Genomic DNA, 20030 nt, shown 5'->3' with positions numbered 1-20030 from the left:
TCTACCTCATATATACATATAGATTATTATTTATAACGAATCGTGTTCATCCCATAATCGTCCATTGTCATGCCGTTGACCATACATTTTATTGGCTTTGGTGTTGATGATAAATTTCTGAAGTCGGTTGTAGAACAACTCTGGTTGATGATACGTACTCTGAATCGTATCTATTCGTATTCTTTGATAGGGCTTGGCAAACGCTAGAAATATTCAATGTATCATGTTCCTTTCGATCATTAGATAGATGATGCCGATTCCTGATACCAGAATAATAGATAATCATTCATTACAGAAGCATGACCTAATTGACGAAGCATAGTAGAAATATTTCCTCGATGATATGTTCCGTGGTTTACTACATGGAGTACGATTTCCGCTAAGCTCGTCTGCCTTGGGCCGACATAAGGATTGTTCAGGAGAAAAGATTGTTCTAAATCTATTCCACTTTGTAGCCATTGTTGATACTGATCAGTTAATACTGCAAAACGAGTGATATACTCATCGATAGAAGTCAGTGTGGTCTGATTCAAAGCCATACATTCTTGTAAGGCTTCCGGCATTTCTTCACCTTGTAAAACTTGATAAAACATTCGATCCACTGCATACATATGACTTAACGCATGCGCTATCGTTGGGAAAGAGCTATTCACCTCCTGATGTAGTACAGACTCAGGAAGTGCTTGGATTCTTTCCATAATAATACGACTTGCCCAGATGTGGTACTTGAACATTTCTACAGGATGATTAGACATCAATAACAGCTCCTTTGGAATGATAATGAATGGTATTACAGTTCTCATCATAGCCAAAGAAGTATGACAACAGTGTGTCATACTTCTTTATAAAGGTGGAGTGCTTGTTCAAGTTGTTGTTTTAATATGACTCGTAACTCGGCAGGTTCTAACACTTCAGCACCACTCCCAAAGCTAAGCAAAATCGACCATAACCATTTGGCTTCAAGAGGTTTATAGATAGGAATACGCATGATCATACTTCCATCAGACTGAAATGTTTTGTCTGCTTGCTGAAATTGATCCATTGCTTCTGCTAAAGATTGAGGGGCTACTCGAATCACAATTTCTTTTAATTGCTTTTCCCATTCTGGCTCAGTCTGTAGAATGTTCTGTGGAGTAGATGGATGAGGATGAAAATCTTCGGTCGTTAACTGTACATCCATCATTCGAGATAAGCGGAACTCTCGATAATCCTGTTTACTCTGGCAAAATCCATGTACATACCATGTGCTATATTTGAAATGAAGCCAGAGCGGTTCGATCTTCCGATGAGTATGTTCATTATTGGCGTTAATATAATCAAAATGGACTACTTTGGTATCTGTAATCCCTTGACGTAGATAAACAAGAGCATAAGGTTCTGTTCGGTATGTATCGAAATTGATTGCTAGATTAGAATTGTGATGTTCAGGTGCAATGGTCTGTAGACGTTCGATTGTACTTTGCGCACGTTCATCTTGAAAGACAGTGGAAAGACTCGTTAGCACAGTAATTAATGAATCGACGTCATATGCACCAAGCAGACTTTTGTCCATTTTATACCCATCTATAATCCCATATCCACCACTACTTCCTTGATACGATACAATCGGCAATCCAGCCGCACAGAGTACATCAATATCCCGATAAATCGTTCGTTGTGACACTTGAAACTGCTCAGCCAAGACAGAAGCAGATAACACTTCATGATTAAGCAATTTGTAGATCATCGCAATCAATCGCTCTAATTTCATAGCATTATCCCGCCTATTGTTATGATTTATTTGCTTCTTATTTGGATCATAGTGAGTTGCTTTATTCCTTAATCTATAACAGTATACCTTAGAATATAATCAAAGATGTTGGTGGATTTAGATAAAGGAAAGTTACATTTTAAAAAAGTAAGCATGCATACTATAAGCGGTATAATATAAGCAAGTTGTATAATCATATACGTTGCATCATAATCCTGCTGTTCAACAATCTGTTACTGAAGCATTGCAACAGTTACAGCAAATGAGAAACTGATAGTTTAAAAGAAAAAACAGCTCATATTATCGTTATGTATTTAGGGATCATCATTATCGAAAAAGTAAGTGGTGAAACTGTAGAATCTAGTTGTTATAAAGGAGTATACATGATTACTATAAATGCTTTGTTGATCGGTGCAGGGATTATCCTTATTGCAAGTTTTGTGCAAGGATTAACAAGTTTTGGTTTTGCTTTAATTGCTCTGCCTTTACTTAGTTTATTTCTACCAATTCAGCGTGTCGTGCCGATGATTGTCATATTAAGTATGCTGATTTGCTTGTTGGTTTTGTGTTCTCTCTATAGGGATACCAATATCCATAAAATAGGATTATTGATTATTGCAAGTGTGGTTATGGCGCCGGTTGGAACGTTGTTTCTGCTTATTATTAGTGGAAGTACTCTTAAAATTGTAACAGGTATACTGATCACTTTATTTGCTGTATTTTTGATGAGTGGACGAATTATTCCGATTGCTAATGAAAAAGTCGCTTATGTCTTAGCAGGAGCTATCAGCGGATTATTAAGTGGAAGTATATCTGTAAGTGGGCCTCCGATGGCATTGATGTTGTCTAATCAAGGCATGTCCAAGCAGATGTTTCGAGCGAATCTAGCATTAGTCGGTGTAATATTAAATGGAGTGACGATTATTACCTTTGTATATAGTGGATTGATCGATCAGGAGATGAGCCTATATCTAGGTTGGATGTTACCGGTGATGCTAATTGGTACATGGGTAGGAGTCAAAGCCGTTAAGTATTTGAATGAACAGAAATTTAAAAAGTATTCGCTTGGTTTGATCATTTTATCGGGAATTTGGACGTTATTAGCAGGTCTGGGTGTGATATGAAATAAATAAACTACATGCAAAATAGTAAAATCAAAAAGAGAACAGATCCTTATACAGGACTGTTCTCTTTTTGATTTTATTGTATATAAGGCATTATAGCTATCAAAAATCGATCTTTACAACTTGACCCATGCTTCCAATCCATCCGGTTGATCAGGATTAATATTCTGACGCTCTGCACTGGCTAATGCTACTATTTGTGGGATGAAAATAAAAGGAATCCCTTGAGCTGCTGGATGCAAAGGTTGTTCTAAAACAATGCCTAGATTTACCGATGCGTCTGGAATCCGATTGGAGTGATCTGCTAACGCAATAATTCGTGCTCCACGAGCATGGATATCTTGAATAAGATTGTGTTGATACGATGTGCCTTCTCCAGTTAGTGCTGCAATCACCAAAGTATCTTGATCAATAGTTACCATTGGTCCATGACGAACATCTAATAAGTGAAAAGCATGTGCTTCTGCTTGAGCAATTTCAGTGATAGCAATTGCACCTTCATTAGCTAATCCTTGTAATTCACCATCTGCTAATAAAATGACACGTTTCCATGCGAAATCAGCTACTTCTCGAATCGAAGCTTCTACTTTTTCCATATAAGCTTCGCCCATTTGAATGGCACTTTGAATATCCTCAATTATTTTTTCGTTATTACTCCAAAAAGCATTAATCAATAGATTAGCTACATACAAATTTGTTACTGTACGAGTCTGACAGACACTATGATCAAACGCCCATGGTAATTCTAACGATAAATCAGCTTCTGTAGATAAAGGAGAACTGGATACACAAGATAGAGAAAGAACAGAAAGAGGTTGTTGTTTACGTACACGTTGAATAGCTTCTATAATTTCGCTCGTACTCCCTGAGCGTGATGGAGCGACCAATAATGTATTTGCCAAAAGGGGAGCATACCGCTCTGCATTTAGCATGAGATCGCCCCCTGCTAATGCGGATGCAGGCATATTGGTATACAAACGAGTAGAAAAAGCAGCCGATTCACTTAGACAGTAACTAGAACCGCAACCTACAAAGGTAATAGAAGTAGGATGAAGTTGTTCCAGTAAGTCTTGGATAGCTTGACGATGTTCTAACATATAATCGAATGTCTGATGTAGGGCTGTATATTGCTTTTTCACTTCCTGATACGTTAAGTTCATGAATTGACCTCCATATAGTATATTTTGCAAGATAATCATTACAATGGGTACTTACCATATAGTATATTTCTTTAATATGATTTATTCAATCATTATTATGACTAAATAAATCAAATAAATATATTTTAGACTTATTTTTTATATTTTTAATCAAAAAATAAATAAATTAACAAAAAATGATAAAAAAAGATTGTTTTGATCATTAATTAAGAGTATTATAATTAAAAAATGATCTAAAGAATCAATTTAAATGATTTATTCAATCATTAAGGAGATGCTAATATGCCAATTATTTCATCAACTGTCATGCTCCAAAAGGCAAGAGAACATCACTATGCTGTAGCTGCTTTCAATGTACATACTTTGGAAATGCTACAGGCTGTTGTAGATGCTGCTACAGAAATGGAATCTCCACTTATTATCCAATCGACAGTAGGTACTGTTCGTCATTTAGGTGCGAAGTATCTAGTTGAAGCAGCTACAGTTGCTGCGAATCAATCTTCTATTCCTATTGCACTTCATTTGGATCACTGTACAGAATTCAATCTTATTATTGAGTGTATACGAGCAGGCTATACCTCAGTCATGATTGATGCTTCAATGCATCCTTATGAGGATAATGTAGCCATCACTAGTAAAGTTATGGAAATAGCAAATGCTGCGGGTGTGAATGTAGAAGCAGAGCTTGGCAAAGTAGGAGGGGTAGAAGACGATATTGTTGTTGATGAACAAGATGCTTTATTAGCAGATCCTGAAGAATGTCTACAATTTGTAAAACAAACAGGAGTACTTACATTAGCACCTGCGATTGGAACAGCTCATGGTATTTACAAAGGCGATCCTCATATTGATTTTGAACGAATCGAGAAAATTGCAGCATTGGTCGATATTCCATTGGTTCTTCACGGAGGTTCAGGGATTCCAGCAGAACAAGTGAAGCGAGCAGTTGCTCTAGGCATGTCTAAAATGAATGTAGCTACTGAATTACGTATCGCTTTCTCAGATGCAATCAAACATATTTTTGACGAGAATCCTTCCGAAAATGATCCACGTAAATATATGATTCCTGCTAAAGAAGCGGTTAAACAATTAGCGATGCAAAAAATTGGACTATGCGGATCGGCAGGTAAAGCAGGCGTTTTACAATGATTACTACGGTGACCTTAAATGCAGCAGTCGATAAAACCTATTATATGGATTCATTTGCTACACATCAGGTCAATCGGGTTAGACGTGTACTCACAGAACCAGGTGGTAAAGGAAATAACGTAGCCAAAATCATCAAATTATTAGGTGGCGAAGTGACTGCTTCGGGTTGTATAGGAGGAGACAATGGACAGATAATAGACCATTTGTTACAAGCGCGCAAAATAAGTACAGATTTTGTTATGACATCAGGTGAATCGAGAACATGTCTCAATATTATTGATGAATCTAGCCAACATGCTTCTACTGAATTGTTAGAACCCGGGCTTATCATTTCTTCATCGCAATGGATAGCTATCAAACAGAAAATACAGCAACTTGCACAGATGTCTACGATTATTGTTTTTTCAGGAAGCTTGCCTCAAGGAGTGGCGACGAATGGGTATGCTGAACTCATCAAAATTGTACAGCAGGCAGGCGGACATGCTTTTTTGGATACAAGTGGAGCTGCTTTTACAGATTCGATCCAAGCTAAGCCTTATTTTATCAAACCGAATCAACAAGAGTTAGAGCAATGGACTAATACTTTGCTGACTACAGATCAACAATACATTGACGCCGCTTGGCTTCTAATTGATCGTGGTATAGAGAAAGTTTGCATTACCCGAGGAAGTCAAGGATCTATTGCGATTATCAATAAGCAAGTGTATCAAGTGATATCTCCATCTATTCAAGCCATCAATACGGTGGGGTGCGGTGATGCTTTTGTAGCAGGGATGGCATTTGCAACATCAAGACAGTATGAACCTATACAACAGTTAAAGTTAGCTTCTGCTGTTGCCACTGCAAATGCATTATCTGAAAAAGCAGGCGATATGGATTATGCGACTTACCTGGAGTTAGAATCTGCTGTTCAGGTCATTCCCTTATAAAGGTGAAAAAATTATCCTATAATAGATGCTTGCAATTCATTCTGTAATCATACAAAATGATTAAAAAGAGCAAAATTATATTAATAATGCTCATAAAAATCAAAGGAGATTGCAGAAATGGAGTATTCTAAAAGTGAATTACGACGTACAAAAATTATGAATATGATCAAAAAGAATGGCAAAATATCTGTTCAAGAAATCACTGGAGTTATTGGTTGCTCTGAAGCTACAGCTAGACGTGATCTCGATCTCATGGAGAAAGAAGGGCAGCTTATTCGTACGATTGGTGGAGCCGTCTACGAAGGTGGAAGCAAAATCAATCAAGATGAAGTTCCATTTGTTGATAAACAGCTAGATCAGCAACCAGATAAGCAAAAAATTGCGGAAGCTGCTGCTGCATTGGTCGTTGATGGTGATGTTATTGGACTTACAGGTGGTACAACTACTTTTTTGATAGCGATGGCATTAAAGCATCATAAAAATATTACTGTGGTTACCAATGCCGTCAATATTGCTTTTGAATTGGCAGATGCAGAAGGGATTCAAGTGGTTCTAACTGGTGGCGTAATGCGCTCACAAAGTTATGAATTAATCGGTCCTTTAGCTGAAAGTGTTATTCAGAAGATTAATTTAAGCAAAATGTTTCTGGGTGTAGATGGTGTCGCATCTGAACGAGGATTTACGATGCATTCTGAATTAGAAGTACGGATTGCTCAGCAATTAAGTGAACGTTCTAGTGAAGTGTATGCGGTATTCGACCAAAGTAAACTTGAAAAAACAGCTTTATTTACGATTATGCCTTTAAAAGAAGTGACCGGCATTATCACTAATGTACATGCTGACTCCTGGTTACAGCAATTATGTGACAAAGAGCATGTTCAACTACAACTAGTCTAATGATTGAGATATCTATCTGATGATATAGCTGTTTATACGTATAGACAAGGTTGCTTAGGTCTAATATCCAACTTTTGTCTATACGTTATATGTAATACCAATAGAGCATGTAAGACTACTGAATTTGAAAGGGGGAATTCATTGATATGCTTACTAAGGTTTTGAATCATTTCATCTTTCTCGTCTTGATTACTGTAATGCTAGCAGGGTGTGCATCAAATTCTAAAAATGTAGGTTCCTCCGGTAAAACTAAAATCGTATTTTGGGCACATCAAGAAAGTGCAATGAATGATGCATATCACAAGCTGATCCAAGCCTATGAAGCCAAACACCCCGATATCGAAATTGATTTTCAGACTTTTCCTTATGATGTGTATAATCAAAAACTTAAAGCTTCTTTTTCTGCACAAAACCCTCCTGACGTAGCTGAGATGTTTGGTACATGGGTTCCTGAGTATAGCAAAAATGGAGCACTGACCGAAGTTCCTAATATCGATAAGATCAGCAAAGAGTATTATCCTGCACCATTAGGAGCTTATCAATACAATGGAAAGTTGTATGGCTTACCACTTGAATACAACCTCGAAAACGGAGGTATGTTAATCCATCCTGAAATGTTCAAAAACAAAGGGCTAGAGTACCCACCCAAAACATGGGACGATTTAGTCGAAAATGCCAAAATATTAACAGTACGTAATGATAACGGTATCCAAATCAAAGGATTTGATTTTATTTCTTTAGACAATATTACGTTTACCTTTCTTTCTATGATTTTGCAACAGAATGGAAAGTATTGGGGAACAGATAACCATGTAAACTTTCAAACTCCAGAAGCTATCCAAGCAATGAATACGCTTACTTCTTTGGTTAGTGTAGATAAAGTGACTGATCTTTCTGTTTTTGGCGGTCAATTGGATAGTTCTGACTACTTTTTCCGTGGCAATTCTGCTATGACCTATCGTGGGCCTTGGACGGTTGCTTCTGGATTGGATAACTATAAGGTAAAAGACTTTGAGTATGTACCTGTTCCTTCATTTAAGAATGAGAATCCTTATTTTGCAGCAGAATCAGGATGGGGTGTAGTAGTAGCCAGTAAAAGTGAAATACAGAAGCAAGCTTTGAATTTTATTCAATTCCTAAGTGAAAATGAAAATCTGCTTCAATGGAATATAAGTACATTTACGGTACCTCCCAAAAAAGAAGTCGCAAATAACCCTAAATTTCTGAAGGAAAATCCGTACATGAAAGCACCGCTTGATATTTTGAAGTATGGTCAATGGATTGGCCCTGTTGCAGATCGAGATTATTTTTTCAAACAGATTAATGATAACTTTCAGTTGATTGTAAGCGGACAGATCACCGTCGAAACGGGTCTAAGTAATATAGAACAATCAATCAATTCAAGTCAAGACCAACACAAGTAGTCGAGGTGAATAGCGAATGAATAAAAGTATCGAAGCTGGAAATACCAGTAAAAGAACATTCGATAAAGGAACCACTCGTTCATATCAAAATGAGAAATGGTTTGTGCGTATTGCTCTAGCCCCGATTCTGCTTCTTTTTGGAGTATTTGCTTTTCTACCGATTGCTTGGAGTTTGTTGTTATCTTTTTATGATTATAGTCCGCTCAGTAATCATGCTGTTTTTACAGGAATGAAAAATTATAAGTTGTTACTTCAAGATGCAGTCTTTCTAAAATCGCTCTGGGTCACTTTTAAGTTCGTTGGTATTACTGTGATCAGCAATATTGTGATTACATTGATTATTGCAAGTGCGATCTATGCAATACGAATACAATGGCTTAAAAATTTATTTCGTACCTTGTTCTTTTTACCAGCTATTGCTCCACTAGCGGGAACAGCTATTGTTTGGACAACTATTTTGAATTATGACAGTGGATTGTTCAACGTGATTCTCGGTCAGCTACATATTGCTCCTGTTCACTGGTTAAGTGATCCCAAGTATGCGTTGTTATCTGTTATTATGATGACGCTCTGGGCAGATATTGGCTATAATATAGTGCTATTTATAGCAGGCAGAGAGTCTATTGCTGATATGTATTATGAAGCGGCTATTCTGGATGGAGCTAATCGCTGGCACTTGTTCTTTTTTGTGACGTTGCCATTATTGCGTAGAACTATGTTATTTGTAACGATCACTACAGTGATTTCATATTTTCAAGCATTCCCACAATTCCAGATTATGACCAAAGGAGAACCGTTTAACGAAACAAGGGTCTTAGCGCTTAATATTTACGATCAAGCTTTTTCCAATTCCAATATGGGCTATGCTTCTGCAATGGCAACGATATTCCTGATCATCATTTTAATCGTAACGCTAATTCAGTTCCGATTAGGACGTGCTAGCTGGGAACAATAAGAGGGGGAGATACAGATGCAACGAAAAAGTCCATGGTTGGATTCGATCGTATTGGTGTTTCTAATCGTGACAGCGGTGGCAATGATGGTTCCTTATCTATGGATGGTAGTATCTTCTTTCAAAAGCAATATGGATATCATGTCAGGTCAGGGAAGTTTCTTCCCAACTCATCCGACATTAGAAGGGTATTTCACTGTATTTGAAGATGCTCCATTTGTGAAATGGATGTGGAATAGTGCTATTTCAGCAGTTATTATCACCATCATTACACTATTTACAAGTGCACTTGCAGGTTACGTTTTTGCTAAGCATCAATTTAAAGGTAAACGCATTTTATTTGTATTGATTCTGGCAACCATGATGATTCCTTTTCAAGTGATTATGATTCCCACATATCTGATCACTGCAAGACTTGGATTGATTGATCATTTAGCCGCTATTATTTTGCCTAATCTCGTTAGTTCTTATGGAGTGTTCTTAGCCAAACAGTTTATTGAAGATATCCCGCAAGACTTGCTAGATGCTGCGCGAATAGATGGTGCTGGTGAATTACGATTGATGATTCGAATTATTGCTCCTCTTATTTTGCCGATGCTATCAGCGCTTGGTATCTTTACATTTATGAATGCGTGGAACAATTACCTATGGCCGTTAATTGTACTGAATGATACCGACCATATGACTGTACCTCTGGCACTTGTGTATTTTAACGGAACTCATGTGGTCAATTACAATGTTGTGATGTCTGCTGCTGTCTTAATTACTTTACCTGTCATGATTGTTTTTCTTATTTTCCAAAAGCAATTTATCAAAGGCTTAACCATGACAGGTATGAAATAACAATATTCCATCATCATAAACATGCAGAGAGGAAGAATTATAATGACAAAAATATCTATTATTGGTGCAGGTAGTGCTTTTACACAAGATATCACTACAGATATTCTAAAAATTGAAGGAATCGATGGAGGCACGATCGCTTTGGTCGATCTTGATGCAAAGCGTCTAGACATTGCTCGTCGTATGGTCGAAAAGTTGGTCGAAATGACAGGCGATCGTTGGAAAGTTATTGCGTCTACAGATCGGCGTGAAGTCATTGGCGGCTCTCAATTTGTTATTAATCAGATTGAAGTCGGTGGACTACAAAATGTAAGGTACGAGTATGAAATTCCTCTTAAATATAATGTAAATCAGTGTATAGGAGATACGCTTGGACCAGGCGGTTTGTTCAAAACGTTGCGGACGCTCCCAAGCTGGATTGACATTGTAAGAGATATTGAAGACCTTGCTCCTCAGGCTACCATTTTAAATTATACGAATCCGATGTCAGCAGTCACCTTACTGACTTCACGGATTACAGAACTTCCGGTAGTCGGTCTGTGTCACTCGATTCAGAACACATCCAGTCAATTAGCAGAGTATGCAGGTGTACCTTACAACGAATTAGAATGGCGAGCAGGTGGTATTAACCATATGTCATGGTTCGTTGAACTTAAGCATAAAGGTCAAGACTTGTACCCTGTATTACTGGAAAAAATAAAAGACGAAGAGTTACTGCGTCAAGATCCTGTACGCTTAGACGCAATGAAGTATTTAGGTGCTTTTGTATCGGAATCCAGCGGACACTTTTCTGAATATATTCCTTATTATCGTAAACGTCAGGAGTTAATAGATCAGCATTGTAATACAGGATATAACGGTGCAACAGGATTTTATGCAGACAACTGGCCTATCTGGAGAAAAGAAAATGATGAGCGCATCTTGCAACAATTAGAAGGTACTTTACCTATCGAATTGAAAAATAGTAATGAGTATGCCGCAGTTATTATAGAAGCGATGCTAAAAAACGAACCTAAAGTGATCTATGGTAATGTACCTAATCAAGGGCTTATTCATAATTTACCGCAAAATGGTGTTGTCGAAGTAGCTTGTATGATTGATGGTAATGGAATTAACCCTTGTCAGTTCGGTAGTCTACCAGAACATTTAGCTGCGTTGTGTCGCTCGAATATGGCATTTTTTGAACTAGCTGTAGGTGCTGTACTCGGTAATGATAAAGAAATGGCACGTCATGCATTAATGTCTGATCCATTAACAGCAGCCGTATGTTCACTTGAAGAAATTAGAAATATGTTTGATGAATTATATGAAGTGGAACGGGAATTTATCCCGAATATGAAATAATGATGAATACTCAAGCATCACATACACCTGTTGCTAGTATTGTTGTCGTTGGTGAATTGAATGTCGATATGATTCTAACTGGAGAAGATATTGTACCCGAATGGAATCGAGAAAAGGTAGCCAATCAATTCGAAATCGTTTTGGGGTCATCTTCAGCGATTACGGCTTGTGCACTTGTTAGTCTGGGCGTTGAAGTGAAATTTGTAAGTGTAGTGGGAGCAGATTATTTTGGAGAGTTTTGTATACAAGAATTACAGCGAATGGGTGTAAATACAGACCATATTCACATACGTTCCGATATCAAAACAGGAGTCACATTATCATTTTCCACTTCATCTGATCGGGGTCTTGTCACCTATCCGGGAAGTATTCCGTGTGTTACACCTGATATGGTAACTGAATCATTACTTCGTGAGGCTGACCATCTACACTTCGGTTCCTACTATCTACAAGATCAGATGAGAGAACATTGGTCAACCTTGTTTGCACAGGCACAGCGACTAGGCGTAAGCACTTCTTTTGATACTGGTTGGGATATTCGTAATCTATGGGATCGTTCAGGAATCGAACAATTGTTAACATACACTAACTTGTTTATTCCAAGTGAAGAAGAGATTTTGCATATTTATAACACGTCACATATGGAAAAGGTTATTACGCAATTACCTAATCTTGTAGGAAATGTGATCGTAAAATTAGGTTCTCAAGGCTCTTTGCTTGTTGATGCAACCAAGCAACCAATTACGATTCGCTCTTATCCTGTAACGCCTATTGATACGACAGGAGCAGGAGACTGCTTCAATGCTGGGATCATTTATGGATATTTGCAAGGCTATCGAAGAGCCACTTTGTTAGAATTCGCCAATGCTTGTGGTGCTTTATCTACTCAAGGCGTAGGTGGTACAGGAGCTTTACCAACTTTACAACAGATAGACCATATACAGATGAGTCATTCTTAATGTGTTTATTTTTTAAAGGGGGTGAGCTTGTAATACTTATGCTGCTATACAAGGGGTAAGCAACAACGTTAATGTATCTCAATTCACTATTTCAGAGGAGATGATGATGAAGTGTTCAAGTCCATCAAAAAAGTAGTGCTAGGCGCAAGTATGGTGTTGTTAATGACTACAGGTATTCAGTGGAATACTTCTCAAGCAGTAGCCGCAGAAACACAATATTATGTATCCACCAGTGGTAATGATTCTAATGCAGGAACATTGAGTGCTCCATGGAAAACACTACAACACGCCGCGGATGTAGCTACAGCGGGAAGTACTGTTTATATTCGTGGAGGTACGTATAATCAGAAGCTGAAAATTACTAAATCAGGCTCTTCTACAGGAGCGATCACTTTTAGCAACTATGCTTCTGAAAAACCTATCATTGATGGAACGGGATTAAGTGTTACAGGATTAGAAGGATTAATTGATATTCAAAATGCCGATTACATTACTATTCAAGGGTTAGAACTTAGCAATTATAAAACAGCGACTAAAGATTTGCTACCAATTGGTATCTATGTTCATGGCAAAGGAAGCAATATTAAGATCCTCAATAATAAGATCCATGATATCAAAAGTACAGCAACACCTACCTCTACATCAAGTGGAGACATCTGGTTAGGACGAGATGCTCATGGTATCGCTGTCTATGGAACCCAAGCTCCAGCTTCCATCAATAATCTGACAATTAGCGGAAATGAATTGTATAATTTAGTATTGGGTACAAGTGAAGCATTAGTTGTAAACGGGAATGTCGATACATTTTCAATTCTCAATAATACGATCCATGATGCCGACAACATTGGGATTGATGTGATTGGGTTCGAAGGCAAGTCTCCAACTGTTGCTTACGATCAAGCTCGTAATGGATTGATTCAAGGTAATAAAGTGTATAATATTACGTCTAATAATAATGTATCTTATGGCCCTGTACCGAATAATACCAATTCTGCAGATGGTATTTATGTAGATGGTGGAAAAGATACAATCATTGAGCGTAACTACAGTTACAATAACGATATCGGTATCGAAATTGCTTCTGAGCATGCAGGCAAAGCAACTGACAACATTACAGTTCGTAGCAATATGGTCTACAAAAACCGCTTAACAGGTATTGCGATGGGTGGATATGATACAGGTCGTGGTTCAACCACTAACTCCAAAATCGTGAATAACACGCTGTACAAAAACGATACCTTAGGTGACGATAATGGACAATTATTAGTACAATACGATACTTCTAATAACGTTATCAAAAACAATATTATGGTAGCTGGTTCTTCGAATGCTTTGATCACAAATCCATATACCAAAAATTCAGGCAACGTAGTCGACTACAATTTGTACTTTGCTTCAGGTAGTAGTGATTCTACATTTTGGATTTGGAAAAACAAAGAGTACAATGGATTTGCGGCTTACAAGTCAGGATCAGGTAATGATGCTCATTCCATCTTCGCAGATCCTAAGTTTGTAGATGTAAGTGCAGATAATTATCATATTCAGACGACTTCACCTGCTGTAGATAAAGGATCAACGGATACAGCGATTATCGGAACTGCTGATATTGACGGACAAAATCGAGTATCTGGCAGTGCAGTGAATATTGGAGCCGATGAGTAATTAGTATACCTAGTACCTATGATGTATCAATAGCAAAAAAGCGACTATCCGATATAAAGAATATATTCGGATAGTTGCTTTTTTTAATAATGATTATATCTTTTTCACACTATTATTTTGTTTTAAAATAAATGTCTCTATCTAGGTCTGCAAGAAGTGTAGAGTGTATAGGTGTCCAATCCAGTTGCTGTTGCGTCATTTGACTTGAAGCGGGAATATCAATAGAAGTGAAATGAGCCAACCAGCCAAAATGTGCTTTTGCTTCAGTAAGAGGGATACTGATAACAGGTAATTCTAGATGTTGACCAATCATTGTCGCGATATCTTTTAATAAAATCCCTTCTTCTCCAACAGCATGTAACATAGAACCGGTTGTAGCTTTTTCGAGAGCTAAGCGATACAAATGTACGGCATCCAAACGATGAACCGCAGGCCAATGATTATGACCTTCTCCAATATAAGCAGATACTCCTTTACTTTGAGCGATACGAATTAAAGTAGGAATAAACCCGTCATTATCTCCCTCACCATGAACTGACGGTGGAAGTCTAATTACAGATACCCGTACACCTTGTGCAGACAGTGATAAAGCTAATTGTTCAGAAGCAGAGCGATGTTTGGTCATCGAATGTTGATCTGGAGAAGAATGTTCAGTAGCGAGCTCATTAGATGCAAGGTGTCCGATCACCGATGTGACTACAAATGGTCGATTGGTTCCAGCCAGTTCAGTACCCATCGTTTCAATTGCAAGCCGATCTATTTCTCCGGCAGAGGTCACATCTGAAAAGTCATGAATAAATGCAGCATGAATCACACCATCTGTTGTAGCTACACCTTGTCGTAGACTTTCCAAATCTGTTAAAGAACCACGTTGTACTGTAGCTCCCCATTCGGTAAGTTTGGTTGCCGATTCATCTGAACGAGCAAGACCAAGTACTTCATGTCCGGCTTCGATTAATTCCTGCACGATAGCTGATCCGATAAATCCAGTTGCACCTGTTACAAAAACACGCATAATTAATTTCCTCCTAAAATGAGATAGAATAATGATGTACAAAAGCTATCTTTTAACTGTTTTCTTGTTGATACAAGATTACATTTAGTATAGCTTTTACTTCATTCCGATCATTGTCTATTCCCTTTCACTTTTTGCCTATTTCTACAAATAATCCTTTCACAACTGCTATTTATCCATCTATTTCTTTACTAACACAAAAATGCTCACAGTTATTACGCCATGAGCATTAAAAGTAGCAATTATTATTTTCTAGCCTTACAGAGAAGTTGTGAAATTATTTCTGTTTATTGGTTTTATACTATTAAGATGTTAATTCGTTAAGATGCTAAGTCATTCTACCATTTGTGGGTTTTGTCTTAATCTTGCTATGTCTCGACTTGGTGGATTTCCAAAAAATCGACTATAGTCCCGGCTGAATTGCGAATCGCTCACATATCCGACCAATCGACATGCAGTATTTGCATCTAATGCATTGGCTAACATAAGACGTCTCGCTTCATGCAGTCGCAACGTTTTTTGGTATTGCAACGGACTCATTGAAGTCACAGACTTGAAATGTACATGAAAGGAAGAAGGGCTCATATGAGCTAGTTCTGCTAATTCAGCAACTTTTATCGGTTGTGAAAAGTGCTCTCGAAGCCAATCTATCACTTTAGCAATTCGTTGCACTTCGACCTCGCCAAAGCCTGTTTCAGCAATAGATACTCCAATAGGACTGCGTAATACGCGTATCATAATTTCCTCTAAGATCAATGGTGCAATCGTTGTGCGATCTTCTTCATTTTGCAGACATTCTAATAAGCGAATAGCGGCATTTATCATACTGACATCAGTATCTGCGATATGCCCTTTCGTTTGTTGACGTACTGGAGAAAGTCCCGCCGGACTCAATTTCAATACCAATTCACTCAATTTCTGTGGGTCTAATTCTAATTTAATGCCCAAATAAGGGTCAGAAAGACTAGTCTCTGTAATCTGTATATCTAATGGTAACGCGATTGGTAGCAAAATCATATGTGATTTGCCGAAAGAGAATATATTATTTTCTATCGTAATCGCTTTGGCTCCTTGAGCAACAATAATCAGAGAAGTTGAAAAAAAGGTTTTGATAGTATCTGGAGTGATATAAGAGTAACGACTGACATGCAGTCCAGGGATATGTTTGCTTAAATCTACTGTTCCTTCATGCGGTGCAAGAGTAGAGATTGCATGTGCTAATTTGGAAGTTTCTATATCCAGTGCATGGGTATGTAGATCTGAAGATACAACAGATGTATCTGGGTCTTTTATTTTCATATCAATCTTCAACTCCTTACGTGTAACGTATTCCGAATTCTATTGTATAGTGATACTCTTTATTATACATACTCTTAAAGTGATGTGTATTTTTTTGTATTTAAAATGGTATGAAGGTCGAAAAGCTCAATGTTTGTGAACGATATAAACCTATGATTTATGGGGCAATATTTCATAATATAGCCCTTAAAAAACAGCGTATAATATAAATTATACGCTGTTTTTGTTAGAATCTATTAAAAGTAATCCAGTCGACCACTATTGTGTGTTAAAATGCGTGCTTTTTTGATTTTATTTAACATTAAATTCCATATGCGAAATACCTAAAAACTCTATAAATTTATAAGACTCCATAATTAATATTATGTAAACTAATAATCTGAACTACATTTACACTTTACAGATGACTAATTTCAATCACATTCATTGTCTCTTGTTAGGATCATCTTAACAAAGAAGATTGCAAAAATTAACTCCATCTAGAGGATGATATTTTGTAGTTCATAATTCATCCTCTGAGCCGATTTGAAAAAGAGAGGATTGTATTATGATATAAAAAAGAAAAAAACTATTTTGCTGGATCTTCTTATAAGAATGTTGTTTTGTGTCGACATAAATATAAAGCGTGCAGAAGGAGATGGATAGACAATGAGTCATATCTATAATGCAGAGAATCAATATAACGATCAACAACAAGAGATATCGGATAAAATCATCTGGTTATTTACCCCTTTGATGAATAATGAATTTGCAGAGGTAGAAGAGTTCAGTAATCAAGAAGATATGGATTCGGAAGAAAAGCAACGAGTAGAAGAAGAATTGGAGTATTTGAACTCATGGGAGCGCGTTTTGGAAATTATATAATCATTACAACTAAATGAATAACAGGAAATGCGAAATCTTATACACATAAACGTTATTTATTTAGCTGTCTCTATTAGCTTTTGTTTTTTGCATATTAGTTTACATAATAAATAATACGTAAACTAATAGAGATATTGCTATTTTACATATTACTGCACTTCATATGATTCACCAATCACAAGCTATAGATTAGGGTAATAAGCAAGAAGACATACTTCATTATTGTCTGTTTTTACACATGTATACAATCTAGCTGAAAAGCTAATCAAATGATATTTTTAAAGGAGGATATAATTATGGGATTTAATTTAGGTGGAATGGGCGATCTTAAAGGAATGATTGAAAAAGCAAAAACACCAGGTGGTTTGATGGAAATAGCTAAAAATTTACCATTAGATCAAATTGTACAAAAACTTCCATTGGACAAATTACTTACTCCTGAATTTATGCAAAAGCATACTCCATTTCAATCGATTGGAGAACTGTTGCAAAAAGCAGGCGTTGGATCTCCTACAGATTCAGCAGATAAAGTAAAAGAAGTACCGCAAGGTCAACTAGATAATCAGGTGAAAGAAAGTACTTCTTTCGGTTCGATGCAACAGTTGATTCAAAAAGCAGTAGAATTTTACAATTCTCGTCAAGCCGGTGGAAAGTAAGTAGTAAATATAACATGCGACCACAAAATTTCATTTATAATGTAGTAGGAGAATGTGAAGTATAGACATTCTCTTTTTTTGTAATTAATAGTTTACATAATTATTATTATGTTAATTTATAAAATATTATAAAAATCGTATTTACGTTATTAATTAAAATAATACATGCAAGTTTATTTTGAAATAACAAATCAATACGTATCATATCCATATGTAAAATATCTATATTTATAAATAAATTCTTTATACTTCACTACCGAAATGGAGAGAATTACCATGCCTATTTTTGCGATAACATCATATAATAGACCACAAGCTTAATGATAAAGGGAAGTTGTTATGAAAGAGGTGATTGTTGTGAGTCATATTACAGTAGAAGAAGCGATGACTGTAGGAGCTTTAACTCGTGCAACAATAATTGCCGGGCAAAGCGGTATACGTAATCCTATTGAACATGTCACTGTGCTTGAAATACCAGATGCCGAAGAATGGTTTAAAGGGAATGAACTTATTATTACTGCTTTTTATCATATTAAAGATGATGAACAATTGCAGCTTGCTTTATTAGAGAAAATGAAGCATACTCATGCGTCTGCGCTAGCGCTTTGCTATCCAGGATTACATTATCGAGAGCTCTCTGAAAAAGTGCTTCAACGTGCTGATGAATTACAAATTCCTATTATCGAGATTCCTCGTGATGTACCTTATATTGATATTATTTCTCCTGTTGTTCAAGAAATTCAAAAAAATCGTTCACAAGAAATTAAACAAATGCTCGAAATTCAAAATCGTTTGACTGAATGGTTAGCGCTCCAATTCGATTATCATACGATTATTTACAATATCGGTGAAATTTTAGACGACTCTTTGCTATTACTTGATAATAATTTCAAACAATTAGCGAGTTATCACACAGATTTATTTTATAGCGAAAAAGAACTTCAATCTGCGCTAGAATCAGCTTTTGCACGCCAACAACAATCAGCCCATTCTTCCAATTCTTTTGTACTTTCCGAAACAGAACAGTATACCCATATCGTAGAAACGATTTATTCAACTCATAAAGTATATGGTTATTTATGTGTATTAAGCCAAGAAAGATTACCACCTTTTAAAGAGATGCTGTATCATTCTGTAGCAGTTAGTCTAGCTTTATATTTCTCACAAGAAGAAGCTATTCAAAATGTGACCAAAAGCTATCAGCAAACGATGATTATTAACTGGTTAAATGGACAAGATATTTCTCCGGGACATCTCGAAAAAAATAGCAAAGAAACAGGATACGATCTATCACAAATGGGTGGTATTGCTGTAGTCGCTGCTGTTGATCATACAGATCATCATATGCTTATATATGAAATAGAACGTAATTACGCTTCTTCTAAACAACATGGTGTGATGATTATTCCTGACGGATATCAGTGTATTTTGCTATTACCTCGATGTACAGATCACAAGCAATTTCAAGAACAATACTATCAGTTATTTCAGAAATGGCGTCAATCAAGTTCGGTTCCTCTTTATATAGCCTATCATCAAGCACAAAAAAGTATTTTGGAAGAAGGAGTATCTTTGTACAAAGAATTACGCCATATTTTGCATTTTAAAGAAAAAATGCCGGCTTTACCTTATATACTATATGCTCCTTATTTGCCTTTATTCACTCTGATACGTTCTGAAAATATACAGAATATGTTCGATTCACTAACACGCTTATTAGAACCTTTGGTAGAATATGATTGTAAAGTAAATGCTGATTTTTTGATTACATTGGAATACTTTTTATTTTATCCTGACCAACAAGAATTACCAGATATTTTGCATATTCACCGTAATACGCTAAATTATCGGAAACAACGTATTATAGAAATTTTACAAGTAAATCCTTTTGAGAATCCATATCGCTTACAATTTGAGCTCGCTATTTTACTTTATAAAATGTAAACAAAAGATGATTTGACTATAAATAAAATAAATAAATTATAAAAACTACCGCAATTGTG

At 36.6% G+C, this 20030-nt stretch carries 18 protein-coding genes and 1 pseudogene; 13 read left to right on the top strand and 6 right to left on the bottom strand.

The window, feature by feature from the left end; genetic code table 11:
* Window positions 1-30: 30 nt before the first annotated feature.
* The 3 genes and pseudogenes from QCD85_RS23930 to QCD85_RS09405 form a co-directional block, all read right to left on the bottom strand.
* Window positions 31-210: pseudogene (locus QCD85_RS23930) on the bottom strand (YdeI/OmpD-associated family protein); the annotation flags it as partial.
* Window positions 211-239: 29 nt separating this feature from the next.
* The gene (locus tag QCD85_RS09410; RefSeq protein WP_301262411.1) at window positions 240-755 is read right to left on the bottom strand and encodes a DinB family protein; all 516 of its coding nucleotides are present in this window, start codon (window positions 753-755) and stop codon (window positions 240-242) included.
* 77 nt (window positions 756-832) lie between these two features.
* Window positions 833-1750, bottom strand: a complete 918-nt coding sequence (locus QCD85_RS09405; protein WP_301262410.1) for a helix-turn-helix transcriptional regulator — start codon at window positions 1748-1750, stop codon at window positions 833-835.
* Between the two features lie 383 nt (window positions 1751-2133).
* Here QCD85_RS09405 and QCD85_RS09400 point away from each other — a divergent pair, with 383 nt between their 5' ends.
* On the top strand, window positions 2134-2874 hold the full coding sequence (locus QCD85_RS09400; protein WP_301262409.1) for a sulfite exporter TauE/SafE family protein: 741 nt from the start codon (window positions 2134-2136) through the stop codon (window positions 2872-2874).
* Window positions 2875-2990: 116 nt separating this feature from the next.
* On the opposite strand, the gene QCD85_RS09395 is transcribed toward QCD85_RS09400, so the two are convergent.
* On the bottom strand, window positions 2991-4034 hold the full coding sequence (locus QCD85_RS09395) for an SIS domain-containing protein (RefSeq protein ID WP_301262408.1): 1044 nt from the start codon (window positions 4032-4034) through the stop codon (window positions 2991-2993).
* Window positions 4035-4316: 282 nt separating this feature from the next.
* Between QCD85_RS09395 and fba the strand changes: the two genes are divergently transcribed.
* The 9 genes from fba to QCD85_RS09350 all read left to right on the top strand — a co-directional run bounded on the left by fba (window position 4317) and on the right by QCD85_RS09350 (window position 14193).
* Window positions 4317-5183 (top strand): class II fructose-1,6-bisphosphate aldolase, encoded by an 867-nt coding sequence (fba, locus tag QCD85_RS09390; protein WP_274172811.1) that lies wholly within the window; start codon window positions 4317-4319, stop codon window positions 5181-5183.
* Window positions 5180-6112 (top strand): 1-phosphofructokinase family hexose kinase, encoded by a 933-nt coding sequence (locus tag QCD85_RS09385; RefSeq protein ID WP_301262407.1) that lies wholly within the window; start codon window positions 5180-5182, stop codon window positions 6110-6112. The genes fba and QCD85_RS09385 overlap by 4 nt, the downstream gene beginning before the upstream one ends.
* 117 nt (window positions 6113-6229) lie before the next feature.
* Window positions 6230-7009: a DeoR/GlpR family DNA-binding transcription regulator gene (locus QCD85_RS09380; protein ID WP_301262406.1), complete on the top strand. Its 780-nt coding sequence runs from the start codon at window positions 6230-6232 to the stop codon at window positions 7007-7009.
* Between the two features lie 146 nt (window positions 7010-7155).
* On the top strand, window positions 7156-8433 hold the full coding sequence (locus QCD85_RS09375) for an ABC transporter substrate-binding protein (protein WP_301262405.1): 1278 nt from the start codon (window positions 7156-7158) through the stop codon (window positions 8431-8433).
* Window positions 8434-8449: 16 nt separating this feature from the next.
* Window positions 8450-9388, top strand: a complete 939-nt coding sequence (locus tag QCD85_RS09370; protein ID WP_301262404.1) for a carbohydrate ABC transporter permease — start codon at window positions 8450-8452, stop codon at window positions 9386-9388.
* Between the two features lie 15 nt (window positions 9389-9403).
* Window positions 9404-10228, top strand: coding sequence for a carbohydrate ABC transporter permease (locus QCD85_RS09365; RefSeq protein ID WP_273612497.1), 825 nt, complete (start codon window positions 9404-9406; stop codon window positions 10226-10228).
* 42 nt (window positions 10229-10270) lie between these two features.
* Window positions 10271-11572 carry an alpha-galactosidase gene (gene melA, locus QCD85_RS09360; RefSeq protein ID WP_301262403.1) on the top strand — a complete coding sequence of 434 codons (1302 nt, stop codon included), beginning with the start codon at window positions 10271-10273 and terminating at the stop codon, window positions 11570-11572.
* 2 nt (window positions 11573-11574) lie between these two features.
* Window positions 11575-12531 (top strand): carbohydrate kinase family protein, encoded by a 957-nt coding sequence (locus QCD85_RS09355; RefSeq protein ID WP_301262402.1) that lies wholly within the window; start codon window positions 11575-11577, stop codon window positions 12529-12531.
* A 150-nt stretch (window positions 12532-12681) separates the two neighbouring features.
* Window positions 12682-14193, top strand: coding sequence for a right-handed parallel beta-helix repeat-containing protein (locus QCD85_RS09350; protein ID WP_441005614.1), 1512 nt, complete (start codon window positions 12682-12684; stop codon window positions 14191-14193).
* Between the two features lie 112 nt (window positions 14194-14305).
* Here the strand turns inward: QCD85_RS09350 and QCD85_RS09345 are convergent, their stop codons facing one another.
* Both QCD85_RS09345 and QCD85_RS09340 read right to left on the bottom strand, forming a co-directional pair.
* On the bottom strand, window positions 14306-15208 hold the full coding sequence (locus QCD85_RS09345) for an SDR family oxidoreductase (RefSeq protein ID WP_301262401.1): 903 nt from the start codon (window positions 15206-15208) through the stop codon (window positions 14306-14308).
* Between the two features lie 333 nt (window positions 15209-15541).
* A complete protein-coding gene (locus QCD85_RS09340; RefSeq protein ID WP_301262400.1) occupies window positions 15542-16507 on the bottom strand; it encodes an AraC family transcriptional regulator in 966 nt (321 codons plus the stop codon).
* A gap of 648 nt (window positions 16508-17155) precedes the next feature.
* On the opposite strand from QCD85_RS09340, the gene QCD85_RS09335 reads away from it, so the two are divergent.
* The 3 genes from QCD85_RS09335 (at window position 17156) to QCD85_RS09325 (ending at window position 19971) form a co-directional block, all read left to right on the top strand.
* Window positions 17156-17371, top strand: a complete 216-nt coding sequence (locus QCD85_RS09335; protein WP_273612490.1) for a hypothetical protein — start codon at window positions 17156-17158, stop codon at window positions 17369-17371.
* Between the two features lie 296 nt (window positions 17372-17667).
* Complete coding sequence (locus tag QCD85_RS09330; protein WP_273612489.1) at window positions 17668-18027, top strand: hypothetical protein; 360 nt, start codon at window positions 17668-17670, stop codon at window positions 18025-18027.
* Window positions 18028-18384: 357 nt separating this feature from the next.
* Window positions 18385-19971 carry a PucR family transcriptional regulator gene (locus tag QCD85_RS09325; protein WP_301262399.1) on the top strand — a complete coding sequence of 529 codons (1587 nt, stop codon included), beginning with the start codon at window positions 18385-18387 and terminating at the stop codon, window positions 19969-19971.
* Window positions 19972-20030 lie beyond the last annotated feature (59 nt).

The sequence above is a fragment of the Paenibacillus sp. PsM32 genome, from assembly GCF_030433815.1.
GTDB lineage: Bacteria > Bacillota > Bacilli > Paenibacillales > Paenibacillaceae > Saccharibacillus > Saccharibacillus kyungheensis.
This window is presented reverse-complemented; position numbering and strand designations above follow the sequence as displayed.

Excerpts from the sequence above, each read along its gene's own strand:
- QCD85_RS09405 (WP_301262410.1), bottom strand. The coding sequence starts at position 1,750 with ATGAAATTAGAGCGATTGATTGCGATGATCTACAAATTGCTTAATCAT.
- QCD85_RS09380 (WP_301262406.1), top strand. The coding sequence starts at position 6,230 with ATGGAGTATTCTAAAAGTGAATTACGACGTACAAAAATTATGAATATG.
- QCD85_RS09340 (WP_301262400.1), bottom strand. The coding sequence starts at position 16,507 with ATGAAAATAAAAGACCCAGATACATCTGTTGTATCTTCAGATCTACAT.
- QCD85_RS09335 (WP_273612490.1), top strand. The coding sequence starts at position 17,156 with ATGAGTCATATCTATAATGCAGAGAATCAATATAACGATCAACAACAA.
- QCD85_RS09395 (WP_301262408.1), bottom strand. The coding sequence starts at position 4,034 with ATGAACTTAACGTATCAGGAAGTGAAAAAGCAATATACAGCCCTACAT.
- QCD85_RS09365 (WP_273612497.1), top strand. The coding sequence starts at position 9,404 with ATGCAACGAAAAAGTCCATGGTTGGATTCGATCGTATTGGTGTTTCTA.
- QCD85_RS09375 (WP_301262405.1), top strand. The coding sequence starts at position 7,156 with ATGCTTACTAAGGTTTTGAATCATTTCATCTTTCTCGTCTTGATTACT.
- QCD85_RS09410 (WP_301262411.1), bottom strand. The coding sequence starts at position 755 with ATGTCTAATCATCCTGTAGAAATGTTCAAGTACCACATCTGGGCAAGT.
- QCD85_RS09385 (WP_301262407.1), top strand. The coding sequence starts at position 5,180 with ATGATTACTACGGTGACCTTAAATGCAGCAGTCGATAAAACCTATTAT.
- melA (WP_301262403.1), top strand. The coding sequence starts at position 10,271 with ATGACAAAAATATCTATTATTGGTGCAGGTAGTGCTTTTACACAAGAT.
- QCD85_RS09350 (WP_441005614.1), top strand. The coding sequence starts at position 12,682 with ATGGTGTTGTTAATGACTACAGGTATTCAGTGGAATACTTCTCAAGCA.
- fba (WP_274172811.1), top strand. The coding sequence starts at position 4,317 with ATGCCAATTATTTCATCAACTGTCATGCTCCAAAAGGCAAGAGAACAT.
- QCD85_RS09400 (WP_301262409.1), top strand. The coding sequence starts at position 2,134 with ATGATTACTATAAATGCTTTGTTGATCGGTGCAGGGATTATCCTTATT.
- QCD85_RS09355 (WP_301262402.1), top strand. The coding sequence starts at position 11,575 with ATGAATACTCAAGCATCACATACACCTGTTGCTAGTATTGTTGTCGTT.
- QCD85_RS09330 (WP_273612489.1), top strand. The coding sequence starts at position 17,668 with ATGGGATTTAATTTAGGTGGAATGGGCGATCTTAAAGGAATGATTGAA.
- QCD85_RS09345 (WP_301262401.1), bottom strand. The coding sequence starts at position 15,208 with ATGCGTGTTTTTGTAACAGGTGCAACTGGATTTATCGGATCAGCTATC.
- QCD85_RS09370 (WP_301262404.1), top strand. The coding sequence starts at position 8,450 with ATGAATAAAAGTATCGAAGCTGGAAATACCAGTAAAAGAACATTCGAT.